Consider the following 18,449-nt stretch of genomic DNA (forward strand, 5'->3'; position numbering starts at 1 on the left):
CGACACATGAAAAACCATTATAGTCTAAAACGACTATTGCTTTTTAGTCTGGTGGCTATAGCCACTTCTGCAATCGGACAAAGCACTAGTCAGGTTATAAAGATCACCTACCCAGAGAGCCGAGCCGTTTTTCAACGCGAGAATAACAACATCAGCACTATCTACCTGTCGGGCAGCTATTACCAACCTATTGACAGCGTTCAGGCCCGGGTAATAGCCGAAGTAGCCGGTCAGGGCTTTAACACTGACTGGACAACCATCCAGCGAAACGTACAGGGCGGTATTTTTCAGGGTGTTATCCGGGCGCAGGGCGGCTGGTATCGTTTAGAAGTTCAGGCTTTCGCTGCCGGAGCCGTAGTTGGGAGCGACGTAGTGCGCAAAGTAGGCGTTGGCGAAGTATTCATTATCACGGGACAATCGAACGCGCAGGGTTTTCAGAATTTCGGTGCGGTCGGTGCTGCCGATGACCGGGTTAACTGCGTTACGTACGACAATACCCAGGCTAACTCACTGGGCGATCCGCCAGCACCCACGTTTCAGCAGCTTAGCGCATCATCGCTGATTGGTCCCCGGGGCCAGAGCGCCTGGTGCTGGGGCGTTTTAGGCGACTTAATTACCAGACAGTACAACGTTCCCGTCCTGTTCATTAATACCGCCTGGCAGGCCACCGTTATCAAGAACTGGCAGGAGAGCGCGGACGGCAAAATCACGAAAAATATTTTTGCTCTCGGTACCCCTAACGAGAACTTCCCGGTGGGTATGCCCTACGCCAACCTGGTTATAGCGCTACGGTATTACTGCTCGTTGCAGGGCTTACGGGCTGTGCTGTGGCAGCAGGGCGAAAATGACAACGTTCCTCTGCATTCAACCCGTAAGGACTATGGCCTTGCCATGCAGTACCTGATCAACAGAACCCGTCAGGATACCGACCGATATCCAGCCTGGGTTCTGGCTCGTTCGTCGTATAACGACGGGCAGATCAGCCAGGATATTATCCAGGCGCAGAACGACGTAATCAATACGTACAACAACAACGTCTTTGCCGGCCCCTTCACGGATAATATTCAGATTCCGCGCTTTGAGGGCAATGTTCACTTCGGCAATAAGCCCGGAGATGAAGGTCTGAATAAGCTGGGGCAGGCCTGGTTTGAAAGCCTGAACGCCATTTTCTTCACCAGCTCGCGCCCGTTGCTGCCCCTACCCCAACCCAGCGTTACGGTTGCCTGTAATGCGGCTAACAACGGCCTGACTCTGACTTTACCAAACCTTTATAAATCGTACACCTGGAAAACCGGCCAGACAACTCAGTCACTGGCAGTTACTAAATCAGGTGTGTACCGGGCCGTACTTAAAGATGCGTATGGAAACACGTATCTGTCACCAGCCGTCGATGTTCAAAATCCAATTCAGCCGGTAGTTCCAACGATCTCGCTGGCTCGAAATCCGGGGCAGGCTGCAGCTGCTCAACAGCAGATCTGCGCGGATTCGACCTTATCGCTGGTAGCGACTGTCCCGCCGGGAACGGCCTCTATCTGGAATACAGGTTCCGTAAACAGGAATATCACTATTGCCAATGCTGGAAGCTATAGCGTGCAGGCGGTAAACGTTTATGGGTGCAAATCGGCCCAATCCTCCCCGATTACGTTAACTGTCCGGCCCAAACTTCCTGTTCCGGTTGTTGAGCAGGTGGGTACTTATTCCCTGCAGGCTACTATGCCCGGACCAACGGGCGGCCAGGGCGATCAGTATGACTGGCGCCGGGCGGGTGAGCTGATCCCGCAGAATACACCGGTTGTGAAAGTAGTGGTAACCGCTAACTACTCGGCCCGGTCCCGAACGACTTTTACGTTGGGTAGTGGCTCAACGCTAACCTGCGTATCCAACTACAGTGTGCCAAAAGCGTTCTCCTTTGACCAGACAACGGGTGGCCTTAGTGTGTACCCCAACCCTTCCAGGGACGGGGTCGTGACCATTGAGACAATTGAGAACCTGAAAGATGCAGAAATCAGTGTTCATTCCACGACAGGTCAGCCCCTGGCTACCTTCCCCGTTCCGTCCTTCAACGAACGAAAAGCGATTGATTTATCCAGGCTGGCACCGGGCACCTATATCATTCGCGTCCAGTCGGCCGGGTTTAATCTGTCCCGGCGTATCATCCTGGTTCGTTAAGTAGTATACCGTCTTCAAAGCAATAGCCATTCCATCTGGGGTGGCTATTGCTTTGAAGAGACTTATCCATCGCGCCGACCGGTGCTGTGCCTTGATTAAGCAACCAAAGCTTAGTATCTTTGAATTAGATTAGCGCAGGCAGACCGCTCGTTATAGGTCAAACGGCTATTAATTAATTGCTACCTTTGCGCTGTTCTTTTCAACTACCTGTATGAACGAATCATACCTACCGGCCGACTACCTGCCGGTGCTTATTCAACTCGGTCTGGCACTTGGTTTTATTGTTACGACCATGCTCGTAACGCACTCCATTGGCCCAAAGCGCCACAGCCAGAAAAAAGACGATCCGTTTGAGTGCGGCATTCCGGTTCAGGGCGACGCCCGGACTCCTATTTCCATCAAGTATTTTCTGATTGCCATTCTGTTCGTCCTGTTCGACGTAGAAGTGATTTTCCTGTACCCCTGGGCGGTTAATTTCAAAGGGCTGGGCATGACAGGCTTCATTGAAATGGTGCTGTTTATGGGCTTATTGCTGGCCGGCTTCTACTACATCATTCGTAAGGGAGTTCTGAAATGGGAATAGGTTGCCATAAATGAATTTTAGAGCATACTTATTCGTTGTAATTGTAAGCAACATCAACGTGTTTTATGGCAACTGACATCAAGATGGCTGAAGCCCCCGCGAGCTACGACGGACCTGGTTTTTCGGCTACTTCGTTCGATAAAATCATTGGCTTAGCCCGGGCAAATTCGCTCTGGCCATTACCTTTTGCGACCTCCTGCTGCGGCATTGAGTTTATGTCTACAATGGCATCGCATTATGATCTGGCCCGCTTTGGTTCAGAACGCCCGAGCTTCTCTCCGCGACAGGCCGATATGCTGCTGGTTGCCGGTACAATCGCCAAAAAGATGGCACCGGTTGTCAAGCAGGTGTACCTACAGATGGCCGAGCCGCGCTGGGTAGTAGCGATTGGCGCCTGCGCGACAAGCGGGGGAATTTTCGATACGTACAGTGTTCTGCAGGGTATTGACCGGATTATTCCCGTTGACGTATACGTCCCCGGCTGCCCTCCTCGTCCGGAGCAGATTCTGGATGGGGTCATGCAGATTCAGGAGCTGGCCAAGAATGAATCGCTACGTCGCCGGAATACGGAAGAATACCAGAAGCTACTGAATTCATACAACATTCAATAAAGAATCAGCGCGTGAATTAGTAAGTGATTACTAATTCACGCGCTGACGTTTCCACTCATTCACAAGTAGACAATGCTGACCAACGAGGAAGTTGCGCAGACCATTATCAATCAGTTTGGCGAGGCCGTCGGCGATTTTGACGACCCCTATGATCTTCTAACGTTTTCGACCAGCCGGGAGCAGATTATTCCGCTGATTTCTTACCTGAAAGATCATAAAACGCTGCAGTTTGGCTTCCTGACCGACATCACCGCCGTTCATTATCCCGATTCGCCCGGCCGGGAGTTCTGCGTAGTTTACCACCTGCACAGCCTGATTAATAATTTCCGGTTACGGATCAAGGTTTATTTGTCGAAGGAAGATATTCATATTCCAACTGCGGTTCCGCTATTTGCGGGCGCAAACTGGATGGAACGCGAAACGTTCGATCTGTTTGGCGTTATCTTCGATGGCCACCCGGATCTGCGCCGAATCCTGAATATGGAGGAGATGGATTACCACCCTATGCGTAGGGAGTATCCGCTTGAGGATGCTACGCGTGAGGATAAAATTGATGCACTGTTTGGACGATAATCAATAGCGAAGGAGCGACTGAGTGAACGAACCCCACCGGCTCAACACTTCTTCCCTCATTCGCTCTTTCCTGCTTTGAACCATGATTTCTGAAGAACTCGATATAGCCAATAAGAACGTCCCCGCCCGGAACGATAATGGTCCGGTGCAGTACGTCAACGAGCTGACTACGCTCAACCTCGGGCCAACGCACCCCGCCACACACGGCATCTTTCAGAACGTCCTGCAAATGGACGGCGAAAAAATCGTTTCGGGCGAGCAGACCATCGGCTACATCCACCGGGCGTTTGAGAAAATTGCCGAGCGTCGGCCGTTCTATCAGATTACTACGCTGACCGACCGGATGAACTACTGTTCATCGCCCATCAATAATATGGGCTGGCACATGACAGTCGAGAAACTGTTGGGCATCGAGGTACCCAAACGGGCGCAGTACATCCGCGTGATCATGATGGAGTTGGCCCGATTAGCCGATCACTTGGTCTGCAACGGTATTCTGGGTGTAGATACGGGCGCGTTCACGGGCTTCCTGTACATTTACCAGGAGCGCGAAAACATCTATGAAATTTACGAAGAAGTCTGCGGAGCGCGTCTAACGACCAACATGGGCCGCATTGGCGGTATGGAGCGGGATCTCTCCCCCACGGCTATCCGTAAGATTAAAGAGCTGATTCCGCGGTTCCGTAAGGTGCTGACCGAATTTGAAAACCTGTTCAACCGTAACCGGATCTTCATGGACCGCATTGTGGGTGTGGGTGGTATTTCGGCGGAACGGGCGCTGAGCTACGGCTTTACAGGCCCTAACCTCCGGGCTGCGGGTGTTGACTACGACGTGCGGGTTATGAATCCGTATTCTTCGTACGAGGACTTTGAGTTCGATATTCCAGTCGGTCAAAGTGGCGATACGTATGACCGTTTCATGGTCCGCAACGAAGAAATGTGGCAAAGTCTGCGTATTCTGGAGCAGGCCATCAACAACCTGCCCGAAGGTTCCTATTACGCCGATGCTCCGCAGTATTACCTGCCGCCCAAGCAGGAAGTGTATCGGAATATGGAAGCCCTCATCTATCATTTCAAGATCGTGATGGGCGAAATTGACGCCCCTGCTGGCGAAGTGTACCATGCCGTAGAAGGCGGCAACGGCGAGCTGGGCTTCTACCTTATCAGCGATGGTGGCCGTACGCCCTATCGACTGCATTTCCGGCGGCCGTGCTTCATTTATTACCAGGCGTATCCCGAAATGTGCAAAGGCCTGACTCTGTCCGACGCGATCGTAATCATGAGTAGCATGAACGTAATTGCCGGCGAGTTAGACGCGTAATACCTGCTGTTAACAATGACTACCGAGACGAATAATACCATACAATTCACCCCTGAGCGGCTGGCGAAAGCACAGGAAATCATCGCCAGATATCCCGAAGGTCGGCAGAAATCAGCGCTATTGCCTTTATTGCATCTGCTGCAGGAACAGGAAGGCTGGACCAGCCCAGAAGGGATGGACTACGTAGCGCGGCTTCTCGACATACAGCCCATCGAGGTATATGAAGTGGCTACGTTTTATACGATGTACCATCTTCACCCGGTTGGTAAACATGTCATTGAATATTGCCGCACAGGCCCGTGCTGCCTGATGGGTGGGGAAGAGGTATTGGCCCATCTGAAGCAGCGGCTCGGTATTGAAACCGGCCAGACAACGGTTGATGGGCAGTTTACGTTAAAAGAGGTAGAGTGTCTGGCAGCCTGCGGTATGGGACCAGTTTTTCAGATTCGGGAAAAATATTACATGAATCTGACCAACGACCGCGTGGACGAAATCCTGGACGAACTGTCGAAATAACCCGCCATGGCTACTAAAATTTTAACCGAACATATTAACGTTCCCGGCATTGAAACCTTCGATGTGTACCGGAAGCAGGGGGGCTATACGGCCGTCGAGAAAGCGTTGAAAACGATGACGCCAGAGGCCATCGTTGAAGAAGTAAAAAAGGCAGGGGTCCGGGGCCGGGGTGGCGCTGGCTTCCCGATGGGAATGAAGTGGAGCTTTCTGGCCAAGCCCGAAGGCGTTCCCCGTTACCTTGTCTGCAATGCCGACGAATCTGAACCCGGTACGTTCAAGGATCATTATCTGATGAAGAATATTCCTCATCTGCTGATTGAGGGAATGATTATTTCGTCGTTTGCGCTGGGCGCCAACAAGTCGTTCATTTACGTGCGGGGTGAACTGATGTATGTCATTCACATCCTCGAAAAAGCGATTGCCGAAGCAACGGCAAAAGGCTTTTTAGGTAAAAACATTCTTGGCAGCGGCTACGATCTCGAACTGGTCGTTCAACCCGGCGGGGGCGCTTATATCTGTGGTGAAGAAACGGCCCTGCTGGAATCGCTGGAAGGGAAACGTGGTAATCCGCGGAATAAACCGCCGTTCCCGGCCGTGAAGGGTCTGTACCAGTGCCCCACGGTTGTCAATAACGTAGAATCCATCGCGACTACTGCCTGGATTGTGAATAACGGTGGCGACGCGTATGCGGCCATTGGTATTGGCCGCAGTACGGGTACGAAGCTGATCTCGGCATCGGGACATATCAACAAGCCGGGTGTCTATGAGATAGAACTGGGCGTTCCCGTTGAAGATTTCATTTACGCTGACGAATGGTGCGGGGGTATCCGGCCGGGTCATAAGTTTAAGGCGCTCGTGGCGGGTGGATCGTCCGTACCCATTCTGCCAGCTAATCTGGCCCTAACGCTGGCGAACGGCGAGAAGCGGCTAATGAGCTATGAATCGCTGTCGGAGGGTGGTTTTCAGACCGGCACGATGCTTGGCTCGGGTGGGTTTATCGTTTTTGATGAAACCTCCTGTATTGTGCGGAACACCTGGAACTTCTCGCGTTTCTATCACCATGAATCCTGCGGCCAGTGTAGTCCCTGCCGTGAAGGAACGGGTTGGATGGAGAAAGTTCTGCATCGGATTGAGTACGGCCACGGGCATCGGCACGACATTGATCTGCTGGTTGACGTAGCCCGTAAGATTGAAGGAAATACAATTTGCCCTCTGGGTGATGCGGCTGCCTGGCCGGTTGCTAGTGCGATCCGACACTTCCGCGACGAATTTGAGTGGCATATCACCAATCCGCAGGAAGCTACCCAGCCGGGAGCCGTCTATCGGGGTGAAATGGCCTTAGTATAAACGTAACGCGGCTTTTCAACCGCGCAATTATGAACTGAGTCGTGGCTTTCTGGCCGCGTTACAGATATGGAAGACGTAAAGCCGCAATTATTAAAAGTTACGATCGACGGCATTGAAGTCGAGGTAGAGCCGGGAACAACCATCCTGCAGGCTGCCCGTAAGATTGGTCCGGAGGTAGCCCCGCCGGCCATGTGCTATTATCAACCTCTGAAGGGTAGCGGTGGTAAGTGCCGGGCCTGTCTGGTGCGGGTAGCGGCTGGGTCGGGTAAAGATCCGCGTCCGATGCCGAAGCTGGTAGCCTCCTGTATTACGCCTGTTCAGGATGGTATGATCGTTGAGAACAATACTAGTCCGCAGGTGATTGATGCCCGGAATGGCGTAGTTGAATTTTTATTGCTGAACCACCCGCTCGACTGCCCGGTTTGCGACCAGGCCGGCGAGTGTGACCTGCAGAATTTCGCCTTCGATCACGGTCGGGCCGAAACGCGTTACGAAGAAGACCGGCGTACGTTTGATAAGCATGACATCGGGCCGTACGTACAACTACATATGACACGCTGTATTCTGTGCTATCGCTGCGTGTATACCGCCGACCAGATCACGAACAAGCGGGTTCATGGCGTTCTGGGCCGGGGCGATGCTGCCGAAATCAGTACGTATATCGGCAAGGCAATTGATAATGACTTCTCGGGCAACGTCATTGACGTTTGTCCGGTTGGCGCCCTGACTGACAAGACCTACCGGTTTAAAAACCGGGTCTGGTTTACCCAGCCCGTTGATGCGCACCGCGACTGCCCAACCTGCTCAGGCAACGTAATTCTATGGTACCGGGGTGAGGAAGTTATTCGGGTAACGGCGCGCAAAAACGAGTGGAACGAGGTAACGGAGTTTATCTGCAACACCTGCCGGTTCGAAAAGAAAAAGACCAGCGACTGGACAATTGAAGGGCCAACAAAGATTTCGCGCAGTTCAGTTATCTCGGCCAATAAGTACCGGGCCGATACCATCAAACCTTCCTTTGGTCAGCGGCTCGCGGCTGCGGAATATAAGCCAATTCATGACGAGCGCGACACCTCTCAGCTGCAGATTCAGCAGTTGCCGCCGGAGCGTTTTGCCAAAGTACTTCCTTCGGCCATGGAGCCGGAGCCTTGAGCAAGGATCATCAATCAGTACCAAGCCGGATTGCTAAGGTGTAAACCCTTTTCTGGCAGCTTGACTCAGTATTAACGTTGATATAACGACATGGAATTACCCGTATTAATTGCCAAAGGACTCATTATCCTGGTCATTTTTGGGATAACTCTCCTGATAGCAACGTACTCTACCTACGCGGAGCGGAAGGTAGCTGCGTTTTTACAGGACCGTATTGGCCCCAACCGCGCCGGGCCTTGGGGACTGTTACAACCCATCGCCGACGCCGGCAAGATGTTCTTCAAGGAAGATTTTATTCCATCGCAGGCCAGCAAATGGTTGTTTATTCTCGGCCCCTGTCTGGCCATGCTTACTGCACTGATGTCGAGCGCCGTTATTCCGTTTGGCGACAGCATCCGGTTTTCGTGGGACAACGTTAATTATAATGTAAATTTGCAGCCGATCGAGATCAATATTGGTGTGCTGTACATTTTTGGCGTGGTTTCGCTGGGTGTATATGGAATCATGGTTGGTGGCTGGGCATCGAACAACAAATTCTCTCTGCTGGGTGCCATCCGGGCTGCCTCGCAGAACATCAGTTATGAAATTGCGCTGGGGCTGTCATTGATTGCGATTCTGATGATGACCGGCTCCTTATCGCTGCGGGCCATCATTGATGAACAAGCCAGTTTCTTTGAGTGGAACATCTTCACCCAACCGCTGGGCTTTGTCATTTTTCTGACCTGCGCCTTTGCTGAGTGTAACCGGACGCCCTTTGATCTGCCCGAGTGCGAAACTGAACTCGTAGGCGGCTACCATACCGAATACAGCTCGATGAAGCTGGGCTTTTATCTCTTCGCTGAATACATCAATATGTTCGTCTCGTCGGCGTTCATCTCGGCCCTATATTTTGGTGGATTCCATTACCCGTTTATGGACCTGGTCAATGGGTCGCTGGAAAACTCGCTGGGCGCCGTAGCTGGTCATAACGTAGCAACCGCTATTGGTTTCGCTGTTTTCTTCGCCAAAATCTTATTCTTTATTTTCTTTTTCATGTGGGTCCGCTGGACGCTGCCGCGTTTCCGGTACGATCAACTGATGAATCTGGGCTGGAAAACCTTTATCCCCCTGTCTATTCTGAACGTGGTGGTAACTGGTGCCGGTCTGCTTTACGATTTCAAGTACTCAACCTGGTTGATTGCCACCGTAATGATTGTGCTTGCTGTCATGTCAATGGCCCGCGCTCCAAAACGGCAGGTTGTACCCCAATGAGGTTAAGGAGTTTTTTGCCCCGCGCAACGACTTCGAACTATAAACGACTATGCAACTAACCAATCGTTCCAAACAAGTCAGCAATAAGGAAATGACGCTGGCGGAGAAAATGTACCTGCCCGCCGTTATAAGTGGGTTGGCCATTACGATCCGCCACTTCTTCCGCAAAAAACCGACAATTCAATACCCCGAGGTAAAGAAGTATCTCGGACCTGTTTACCGCGGTCACCACGTTCTGAAACGTGATGAGCAGGGACGTGAACGCTGTACGGCCTGCGGTCTGTGCGCTGTTGCCTGTCCGGCGGAAGCCATTTCTATGGTAGCCGCTGAACGCCAGAAAGGAGAAGAGCATCTGTACCGGGAAGAAAAGTATGCGGCCGTGTATGAGGTTAATATGGTCCGCTGCATTTTCTGCGGTTTGTGCGAAGAAGCCTGTCCTAAACAGGCTGTTTATCTTCGTCATGACCGGATGGTCCCTGTTTTCCAGGAGCGGGACGAGTTTGTCTACGGTAAAGATAAGCTGGTCGAAAAAATGGATGACCGGTACATTCGGCCTGCCAATTCCGAGGTGAAAGCCACGCCAACTGAGCCAAGCCTGACACGTGCCGCGACCTAGTCGATTCTCTACATCCTCGTTCCTGTTTCATCTGAGCTATGACCGAATCTTTAAATTTCTTTAAATCGCTGACGCCCACTGGGTATCTCTTTCTTATTCTGACGGTTCTGACGGTACTCAGCGCGATTGGCGTTGTGACGGCCCGTAACCCGATCTACAGCGTTTTAGGGCTGATTGCTACGTTTTTCTGCCTGTCGGGGCATTACATCCTGCTCAACGCGCAGTTTCTGGCGGCTGTCAATATCATCGTCTACGCTGGTGCTATCATGGTGTTATTCCTGTTCACGATTATGTTCCTGAACCTGCGCAAAGAGGATGAAGAGTCGAAAACTAACCTGACCAAAATGGCTTCGGTGGTTGTGGGCGGTTTACTGATGGTTATGCTCATCACCATTTTTCGGGCTAAAAGCGCACAGGTACCCACGTTTAATCCGAACTCGTTTGATGCAAGGACAGGCCTGGTCGAACACCTGGGGCAATTACTTTATAGCGACTATATACTGCCTTTCGAACTGGCATCGGTTCTCTTTCTGGTAGCCATGGTCGGCGCGGTTATGCTGGGTAAGCGTGAAGCTGGCGACCGCCATTTCTAACCGTTCAATTGCTTTAGTTTACATCTGGAAGCCGCCTTAAGCGGCTTCTTTTGTGTTAGGAAGTCAGGTTCTTTCCGTTAAATTCTATAAATCTATATCAATAGTATGCATGCATAATATATTTTGATAAGTTTGTGATTATTCCCTCGACAAATAGGTTATAATAGAGAGATTCCTGCTTAACCAGTAATCAACATTCTTATGGACGCATACATTGTTGCCGGATATCGTACGGCTGTAGGTAAAGCCCCACGGGGTGGTCTCCGCCTGACCCGCCCCGACGATATGGCGGCAGACGTTATCAAGCATTTACTGAGTCAGGTTCCTACTCTGGACCCAGCCCGCGTTGAAGACTTAATCGTTGGCAACGCCGTGCCCGAGGCCGAACAGGGGATGCAGATAGCCCGCTACATTGCGCTGTTATCGCTGCCTAATAGTGTGCCCGGCTTTACGATTAACCGCTACTGCGGCTCAGGTCTGGAAGCCATTGCCATTGCGTCGGCTAAGATTCATGCCGGATTGGCAGACTGCATTATTGCTGGCGGAACCGAATCCATGTCGATGGTACCGGTTATGGGCTGGAAAACGGCCCTGAACTACGAGATCGCAAAAAAGAACCCGGACTATTATATTGGCATGGGCTTGACCGCCGAACAGGTCGCTCAGCAGTTTAATATCAGCCGCGACGCGCAGGACGAATTCGCTTATGAATCGCACAAGAAGGCCCTGGCGGCTCAGGCAGCCGGTAAGTTCGCGGACGAAATTGTTCCCATCAACGTAAGCGAAACTTATTTCGACGCTGAAACCAACAAAAAGAAAACCCGGGAATGGACCGTTGCCCAGGATGAAGGTCCTCGTAAGGATACGAGCGCCGAAGGTCTTGCTAAACTAAAGCCGGTATTTGCCGCTGGCGGTTCGGTTACGGCTGGTAACTCGTCGCAGACATCGGACGGAGCCGCTTTTGTTATGGTCATGTCGGAGCAGTTGGTTAACGAACTTGGGTTGCAGCCTGTAGCCCGAATGGTATCGTATGCAACCGCGGGCGTAGAACCTAAAATCATGGGTATTGGCCCGGTAGCAGCCATTCCGCTGGCTCTAAAGAAAGCCGGATTGAAACAGGATGATATTGAGCAGATCGAACTGAATGAAGCCTTCGCGGCTCAATCGCTGGCTGTTATTCAGGAACTGGGACTCGACCGGAGCAAGATTAATCCAAACGGTGGTGCTATCGCATTAGGACACGCGCTCGGTTCGACCGGCGCCCGGCTGTCGGTGCAGCTCCTGAACGAAATGCGTCGCCGGGACCAAACCTATGGTATGGTCTCTGCCTGTGTTGGTGGTGGGCAGGGCGTGGCCGGTATTTTTGAGCGGCTTAATTAACGGCTATATAATCAAAAAAGACGGCTGTTAAACCTGGATTCAGGTTTAACAGCCGTCTTTTTTGATCTTAAACTAGCTTTTATTTTCGTTTGCGAATAACCAGCCGCTGGCCCACCTCAATCGTGTAGTCTTTAAGATTGTTCCAGCGCATCAGATCGTCAACACTAACTTTATTAATCAGCGCGATGCGGTAAACCGTTTGTCCAGGCTTTACAATATGAAAAATAAGCTTTTCCGAAGGGTTGATGACAAACGTATCAACCGGTTTAGCTGAAGCGGGTCTGGGTTTGCGAATAACTTTTTTTGCTTTAGTAATACTGCTGCTTGGTTTCACAATCCGGGGCAAAGAAGCTGGCTTCTCTGAGAGATCAATAATTAGCTCCTGCCCAATTTCGAGCGGAATTCGTTCCGACAGATTGTTCCATATATACAGTTGCCTGACCGTTACGCCATACAGCCGGGCAATTGCGTAGTAAGTTTGCCCCGGTTTGACAATGTGTAATCTTAAATTCTCTTTCGGCTCGTTCCAGGACGAGTCCGGCAGTTCACTAACTGGCTCGGAGGCCCGTCCGGTCAGATCCGGATCGGCTACCGTATTCGTTGCGGATTGCGGAAGGCTGGGCTCAGCCAATCTATTGTCCTGCTGACGAATCAATGAATCTGCTGGTGCGGCCGGCGGCTCGGTCCGCGCAACTGTTGTTACGGTATCTTCCTCGATTGGTTCCGCTTCTCTGACTGGCAGCTGCTGGTACTCAACTGGCCGGTTAAGCGGACGCTTCTCTCGCATCCAGATAATTCGTCCGGTTTGTACACGCTGCGTGGGAGCAATCCGGTTAAACCGCAAGAGCGACCTCAGCCGCACGCCATATATATTTGCTATTTCGCGTAAGGTCTGGTTTTTCTGGACAACGTGAAATGGCACTTTTGCTCGCCGGGCTTTGATCTCCAGGTAATAGATCTGGCCAGGCTGGATTACGTCCTGATCCGTCAGCTCGTTGTAGTTGAGAAATGCATCAATAGTTAGCTTGCCATAGTAGGCCAGCGTAATCAGGTTATCACAGGGTTGCGCCTGTACGCCCAACCGCTCATTAATGTTGTAAAACACAGCCGGGAACCGTGTCTTGACGGCTGATGACGGCAGTTTGACCAGCATAGGAAATCCAATATCCAGCCGGTGCGATGCACGTGCTTTTAAAATTCCCTCGGCCGCCTTTTTAACCACCGGGTACTCGTCGGGCGTCACTCTGACCAATACGGAGTATTCTTTATCTGTAGGTACCCGGCTTCCTTTCAGCCAGGCATTAAATGGCTGAAATCGCTCCTCATCAACCGCCAGTTGTCGGGCAATAGTTCGCAGCAATTGGCCAACCCCATTTTGATACTCATACAGTACGTAAGGAGTTGCCGAGCGGTAGGCCGGCTCTTCACGCTCAAACACGATTTTACGCGCCAGAATTTTCCAGATCAACGGCGGACTTTGAGGGTCCAGCATCAGATACATCGGATCAGCTTTGTCGGGACGAAGATTAGCGGGCGCGCTGCTCTGCAGGTATTCCAGTAAAGCCCGGACAGCGTTACCGTAACCCTCATATAACTGGCTCAGCCGGCTCGTGACAACTTCGGTTGCCAGAATGGGGTGGAGCCGCTCGTCAACGGTGCTGGTCATCCGTAAACCTAAATTCGCACCCTGCTCAGCTGTCAGGCCCCAGTACGCCGTACTGTCAGTTTCAGCAGCGGGCAGAATAGCATACCGAAAATCGGAATGCAGATGTTCACTGGTCAGCAAAGGCTCCAGCAAAGGGGTTAGTTGCCGAAGCGCATCTATCTGGCGATACAGGTCGGTCCGGTTTTCATACAGGCGGGCAACTTCCTGCTGAATCTGCCGACGTCCTGGCTCATTGACATGGACGGTAACGCCCGCAAAGTTGAGATCAAATGGAACTTCAGGAACAGACTGGGCACGTACTGCCCAGTTAGAACTCAGAAAGAAACAAACGACAAGCACCATGCAGGATGCTCTTAAAAGCATAGCGAATGAATGTCTGTAGGAACCGATCAAATCTATCAATCTTAATAAGTAACGGCTATCTGCTCAAATATAGTTGATGCTCAGGAATAATTGACCACGTTTATGAACTGAACTTAGCCTCTGCCTAACGGTTCGGAAGCACTCAGTTATTGGACTATATCAGAACCAGATTGTCAACTTCCAAGCTGAAAAATTGTTAATAGTATGCTTGCATACTATCTTCAAAATTCGTTCCTTTGTTTAGAAATAGTATGCAAGCATAACAAACCAATTAGTCATGATTGCGACAGAACCTAAAGCCTCAATTCAAGGTGGCGAATTTCTGATCAAGGAGACCCCCGCGTCTCAGGTATTCATTCCGGAAGAATTTACCGAAGAGCAGCAGATGATTGCAGCGACCTGCCGTGAGTTTCTGGAGCGTGAAATCTGGCCCCGACTGAATGAAATTGATAATGCTAAATCGCCCGGGCTGATTTCGTCCCTGATGGATAAGGCTGGTGAATTGGGCCTGCTTGGTACCGGTGTACCGGAAGAGTACGGCGGATTTGGCATGAGCTTCAATACATCCATGCTGGTAGCCGAAGTAACTGGTGCTGGCCACTCGTTTTCGGTGGCGCTGTCGGCGCACACGGGTATCGGTACGTTGCCGATCGTGTATTACGGCAACGACGATCAGAAATCGCGATACCTGCCAAAACTGGCCACGGGCGAGTGGAAAGCAGCCTATTGCCTGACGGAGCCGGATTCGGGTTCGGACGCCAACTCCGGCAAAACCAAAGCAACGCTGAGCGAAGATGGTAAGCAATACATTTTGAACGGTCAGAAGATGTGGATTACCAACGGCGGTTTTGCGGACGTATACATTGTATTCGCCAAGATAGACGATGGCAGCGGGCAGCCGGATAAAAATCTGTCAGCCTTTATCGTGGAGCGCAGCTTCGAGGGCATTACGATGAACGAACCGGAGCATAAGATGGGAATTAAAGGCTCTGATACGCGTCAGATTTTCTTCAACGACTGCAAAGTTCCGGTCGAGAATCTGCTGTCGGAGCGCGGAAACGGTTTTAAAATCGCGGTAAACATTCTAAACATTGGTCGGATTAAACTCGGTGTAGCGGCTGTTGGTGGCTCGAAAGAGGTCATTAACAACGCGATCCGGTACGCCAACGAACGTAAACAGTTTAAGACGCCGATTTCGCAGTTTGGAGCAATTAAGCATAAACTGGCCGAAATGGCCGTTAAAGTATACGCATCTGAAACGGCCAGCTACCGCGCCGGGCAGAACATTGACGACCTGATCGAAGATCTCAAGGGTCAGGGTATGGACGACGCATCGGCCAAGCTGAAGGCCTTGGAGCAGTTTGCTATCGAGTGCGCCCTGATGAAAGTACACGGCTCAGAAACACTGGATTACGTAGTGGATGAAGGCGTTCAGGTTTACGGTGGTATGGGCTACTCGGCCGATGCGCCCATGGATCGCTCCTACCGCGACGCACGCATCAACCGGATTTTTGAGGGCACTAACGAAATCAACCGAATGCTGATCGTGGATATGCTGCTCAAGCGGGCCATGAAGGGCGAACTCGACCTGATGGGTCCGGCAATGGCCGTTTCTAAAGAAATTATGTCTATCCCCGACTTCAACTCGGACGAGGAAGAAGGTCTGTTCGTTGCTGAAAAGAAAGTTCTGCGGAACCTGAAAAAAGCCGCGCTGATGGTCGCAGGTGCCGCCGTTCAGAAGTTCATGATGAGCCTGTCTGACGAGCAGGAAATCCTGATGAACATTGCGGACATGGCGATTGAGATTTACGCGGCCGAATCAGCACTGTTGCGCGTCGAAAAACTGATAACCATGCAGGGAGAAGATAGCGTTACGCTGCAAAAGCAAATGGCCCTCATCTACCTGCACGAAGCGGTCGAAAAAATCAATAGCGCCGGACGGGCCGCCATTACGTCGTTTGCCGAAGGCGACGAATTGCGTGGTATGCTGATGGGTCTGAAGCGGTTCACCAAAATTGAACCGATGAACCTGAAAGATGCCCGCCGTCAGATCGCCGACGCGATGATTGCCGAAAACAAATACATTTTTTAATTACACTTCGCTGCAAACAGCAAATAGCCAGCTCTCATTTGGGGCTGGCTTTGCTATTAGCGCATTTCCATAAACCGGTCATACTCCTGAAGCGGTCCGTCCTGCACATCTACACTCTTGACCTGCGTGCCTTCCGGACCGGTTTTACACCATTTCTGAAAAGCGTCGAGCGCTTCTTCCTCTCCTTCAACCTCAATCCGCAGTTCGCCATTGGATTGAATCCGGGCAATTCCCATCAGGCCCAGCTTTTCGGCCTGTTGGCGCGCTTCCTGCCGAAATAGAGTACCGCCCAACTGACCGGTTATGTAGATAATCTGATTCTTTTTCATTAGTCAACCATTTGTTTGAATAACTGCTGAGCGATGCCGGAGGTTTTCTCAATACCTGCTGACATACCGCTGTCACAACCCAATGCGATCTTCGTCATGATCATTTCAACAAAGTATGGCAATCCCCGAAACCCCGCCCGCAACTGATCGGCGCGTAAAAGAAACGACTCCCTTTGCTGCCCTTTGTTTCATCACCCGCGCTACGCTGCCAACTCTCTCTCAATACGCCGGTCACGTCGCCGACGATCTTTATCAGGAAGCCGAGCGGCTGAAACTTGACGTAACAGGACCCATTCAGTGGATTTATACAGGTGTAAATGGTGATGAAGCGAACGAGTTTCAACTGGAAATTGCTTTGCCCATTTGTCAGCCAGCCCACGCATCAGGCCAGTTCCGGTATCAGGTATTTCCAGCGTTTCGGTTCATTTCGTTCATTCATGCCGGCCCCTGGACTGAACTGGGGCGGGTTTACGATAGGCTGTTCAGCCAATTTTATCGGGACGGGTATCAAAACGACGGCCGGATTCGTGAGGTTTTTGCTGTCCTTGATCTGGCAAATCCGGCAAACTGCGTCACAGAAATTCAGATTGGAGTCGTTTAAACGGCAGAATGGCCAATAGATAATAAAAGATAGGTAAAAAGCATCAGCATGGCGGGTAAAGCCGTAATTGCCAGTGCTTTTTACCTATTCAAACCTTCTTTATTGCTTTCCCATGTCCAATTCGCTTATTCAGTCGCGTCGGCGCTTTCTCATGAACGTCGGCGCTTCGGCAATAACGCTGCCCGTACTGACCGACGCCTTCGGCAACTCTATTCAATCAGAACCCCGGCAAGGCCGTAAGCTCGGTATAGCGCTGGTTGGTTTAGGCAGCTACAGCAAGAACCAGCTGGCTCCGGCCCTGCAACAAACGCAGAATTGCCGACTGGCCGGAGTCGTAACCGGTACTCCGTCAAAAGCCGAAGAATGGATGCAGAAATACAATATTCCGAAGGCTAATGTCTACGACTATAAAACCTTCGACCGGATCGCCGACAACAAGGACATTGATGTCGTTTACGTCGTACTGCCCAACTCCATGCACGAAGAATTTGTAGTTCGGGCGGCTCAGGCGGGTAAACACGTCATCTGCGAAAAGCCAATGGCCATTACGCCCAAAGCCTGCCAGAACATGATCGAGGCCTGTAAAAAAGCCAATAAACAGTTGGCTATCGGATACCGCCTGCATTACGAACCATTCACTAAAGAGGTGATGCGGCTGGGTCAGGAAAAAGTTTTTGGCCCAATCAAATTCATTGAAAGCAGCGACGGCTTCCGCATCGGCGATCCAACCCAGTGGCGAATGAAAAAAGATATGGCCGGGGGCGGTCCGCTGATGGACGTAGGTATTTACGCCGTGCAGGGTAGCCGCTACGTTACGGGCGAAGAACCGATTTCCGTAACTGCGCAGTTTTCGCCGAAGACCGAACCGCAGAAATTCAAGGACGTCGAAGAGACGTTATTCTGGCAGTTTGAATTTCCCAGCGGAGCTGTCTCTAACTCGACGACCAGCTACACGGCCGGGATTGAACGGCTGTACGCAGCTTGTCAGAATGGCTGGTTCGAGCTATCGCCTGCATTTGGCTATGGCCCACTGAAAGGGCGCACCAGCAAAGGCCCGATTGAGCAGCCAGTTGTGAATCACCAGGCTATGCATATGGACGGTGTCTGTAAAGACCTGCTGGACGGGAAAAAGCTGCCTGATCACATTACCGGCGAGGAAGGCCTCCGCGACGTTCGACTGCTCCAGGCTATCTACCGTGCCGCTGAGACGGGTCGAAAAATTGATTTGAAGGCCTGAGTTAAATCGTTTCACGGATAAACAATTCGGCCCGGTAACCCCACGCAGC

At 51.4% G+C, this 18,449-nt stretch carries 17 protein-coding genes; 15 read left to right on the top strand and 2 right to left on the bottom strand.

Annotation, left to right across the window (positions count from 1 at the left end):
• Positions 1-6 precede the first annotated feature (6 nt).
• From HNV11_RS21005 to HNV11_RS21060, 12 genes are all read left to right on the top strand, one after another.
• A complete protein-coding gene (locus HNV11_RS21005) occupies positions 7-2,169 on the top strand; it encodes a T9SS type A sorting domain-containing protein (protein ID WP_171741529.1) in 2,163 nt (720 codons plus the stop codon).
• Between the two features lie 211 nt (positions 2,170-2,380).
• Entirely contained in the window at positions 2,381-2,752 is a 372-nt protein-coding gene (locus HNV11_RS21010; RefSeq protein ID WP_171741530.1) for an NADH-quinone oxidoreductase subunit A, read from the top strand.
• A gap of 65 nt (positions 2,753-2,817) precedes the next feature.
• Positions 2,818-3,363 (top strand): NADH-quinone oxidoreductase subunit B, encoded by a 546-nt coding sequence (locus HNV11_RS21015; protein WP_171741531.1) that lies wholly within the window; start codon positions 2,818-2,820, stop codon positions 3,361-3,363.
• Positions 3,364-3,435: 72 nt separating this feature from the next.
• On the top strand, positions 3,436-3,936 hold the full coding sequence (locus HNV11_RS21020; protein WP_171741532.1) for an NADH-quinone oxidoreductase subunit C: 501 nt from the start codon (positions 3,436-3,438) through the stop codon (positions 3,934-3,936).
• An 82-nt stretch (positions 3,937-4,018) separates the two neighbouring features.
• Positions 4,019-5,257, top strand: a complete 1,239-nt coding sequence (nuoD, locus tag HNV11_RS21025; RefSeq protein WP_171741533.1) for an NADH dehydrogenase (quinone) subunit D — start codon at positions 4,019-4,021, stop codon at positions 5,255-5,257.
• A 15-nt stretch (positions 5,258-5,272) separates the two neighbouring features.
• The gene (nuoE, locus tag HNV11_RS21030; protein ID WP_171741534.1) at positions 5,273-5,773 is read left to right on the top strand and encodes an NADH-quinone oxidoreductase subunit NuoE; all 501 of its coding nucleotides are present in this window, start codon (positions 5,273-5,275) and stop codon (positions 5,771-5,773) included.
• Between the two features lie 6 nt (positions 5,774-5,779).
• Positions 5,780-7,120, top strand: a complete 1,341-nt coding sequence (gene nuoF / locus HNV11_RS21035; RefSeq protein ID WP_171741535.1) for an NADH-quinone oxidoreductase subunit NuoF — start codon at positions 5,780-5,782, stop codon at positions 7,118-7,120.
• Positions 7,121-7,186: 66 nt separating this feature from the next.
• Positions 7,187-8,272: a 2Fe-2S iron-sulfur cluster-binding protein gene (locus tag HNV11_RS21040; protein ID WP_171741536.1), complete on the top strand. Its 1,086-nt coding sequence runs from the start codon at positions 7,187-7,189 to the stop codon at positions 8,270-8,272.
• Between the two features lie 90 nt (positions 8,273-8,362).
• On the top strand, positions 8,363-9,523 hold the full coding sequence (gene nuoH, locus HNV11_RS21045) for an NADH-quinone oxidoreductase subunit NuoH (protein WP_171741537.1): 1,161 nt from the start codon (positions 8,363-8,365) through the stop codon (positions 9,521-9,523).
• 49 nt (positions 9,524-9,572) lie between these two features.
• On the top strand, positions 9,573-10,139 hold the full coding sequence (locus tag HNV11_RS21050; RefSeq protein ID WP_171741538.1) for a NuoI/complex I 23 kDa subunit family protein: 567 nt from the start codon (positions 9,573-9,575) through the stop codon (positions 10,137-10,139).
• 38 nt (positions 10,140-10,177) lie between these two features.
• Positions 10,178-10,732 carry an NADH-quinone oxidoreductase subunit J family protein gene (locus HNV11_RS21055; RefSeq protein WP_171741539.1) on the top strand — a complete coding sequence of 185 codons (555 nt, stop codon included), beginning with the start codon at positions 10,178-10,180 and terminating at the stop codon, positions 10,730-10,732.
• A 201-nt stretch (positions 10,733-10,933) separates the two neighbouring features.
• Complete coding sequence (locus HNV11_RS21060; RefSeq protein ID WP_171741540.1) at positions 10,934-12,112, top strand: acetyl-CoA C-acyltransferase; 1,179 nt, start codon at positions 10,934-10,936, stop codon at positions 12,110-12,112.
• 79 nt (positions 12,113-12,191) lie between these two features.
• On the opposite strand, the gene HNV11_RS21065 is transcribed toward HNV11_RS21060, so the two are convergent.
• Positions 12,192-14,141: a LysM peptidoglycan-binding domain-containing protein gene (locus HNV11_RS21065; RefSeq protein WP_240163613.1), complete on the bottom strand. Its 1,950-nt coding sequence runs from the start codon at positions 14,139-14,141 to the stop codon at positions 12,192-12,194.
• Positions 14,142-14,418: 277 nt separating this feature from the next.
• On the opposite strand from HNV11_RS21065, the gene HNV11_RS21070 reads away from it, so the two are divergent.
• On the top strand, positions 14,419-16,233 hold the full coding sequence (locus HNV11_RS21070; protein WP_171741541.1) for an acyl-CoA dehydrogenase family protein: 1,815 nt from the start codon (positions 14,419-14,421) through the stop codon (positions 16,231-16,233).
• A gap of 56 nt (positions 16,234-16,289) precedes the next feature.
• Here HNV11_RS21070 and HNV11_RS21075 read toward each other — a convergent pair whose 3' ends face one another.
• Positions 16,290-16,562: an acylphosphatase gene (locus HNV11_RS21075; RefSeq protein WP_171741542.1), complete on the bottom strand. Its 273-nt coding sequence runs from the start codon at positions 16,560-16,562 to the stop codon at positions 16,290-16,292.
• A gap of 115 nt (positions 16,563-16,677) precedes the next feature.
• On the opposite strand from HNV11_RS21075, the gene HNV11_RS21080 reads away from it, so the two are divergent.
• Both HNV11_RS21080 and HNV11_RS21085 read left to right on the top strand, forming a co-directional pair.
• On the top strand, positions 16,678-17,163 hold the full coding sequence (locus HNV11_RS21080) for a GyrI-like domain-containing protein (protein ID WP_171741543.1): 486 nt from the start codon (positions 16,678-16,680) through the stop codon (positions 17,161-17,163).
• Between the two features lie 112 nt (positions 17,164-17,275).
• Entirely contained in the window at positions 17,276-18,400 is a 1,125-nt protein-coding gene (locus HNV11_RS21085; RefSeq protein ID WP_171741544.1) for a Gfo/Idh/MocA family protein, read from the top strand.
• Positions 18,401-18,449 lie beyond the last annotated feature (49 nt).

It is taken from the genome of Spirosoma taeanense (assembly GCF_013127955.1).
Lineage (GTDB): Bacteria > Bacteroidota > Bacteroidia > Cytophagales > Spirosomataceae > Spirosoma > Spirosoma taeanense.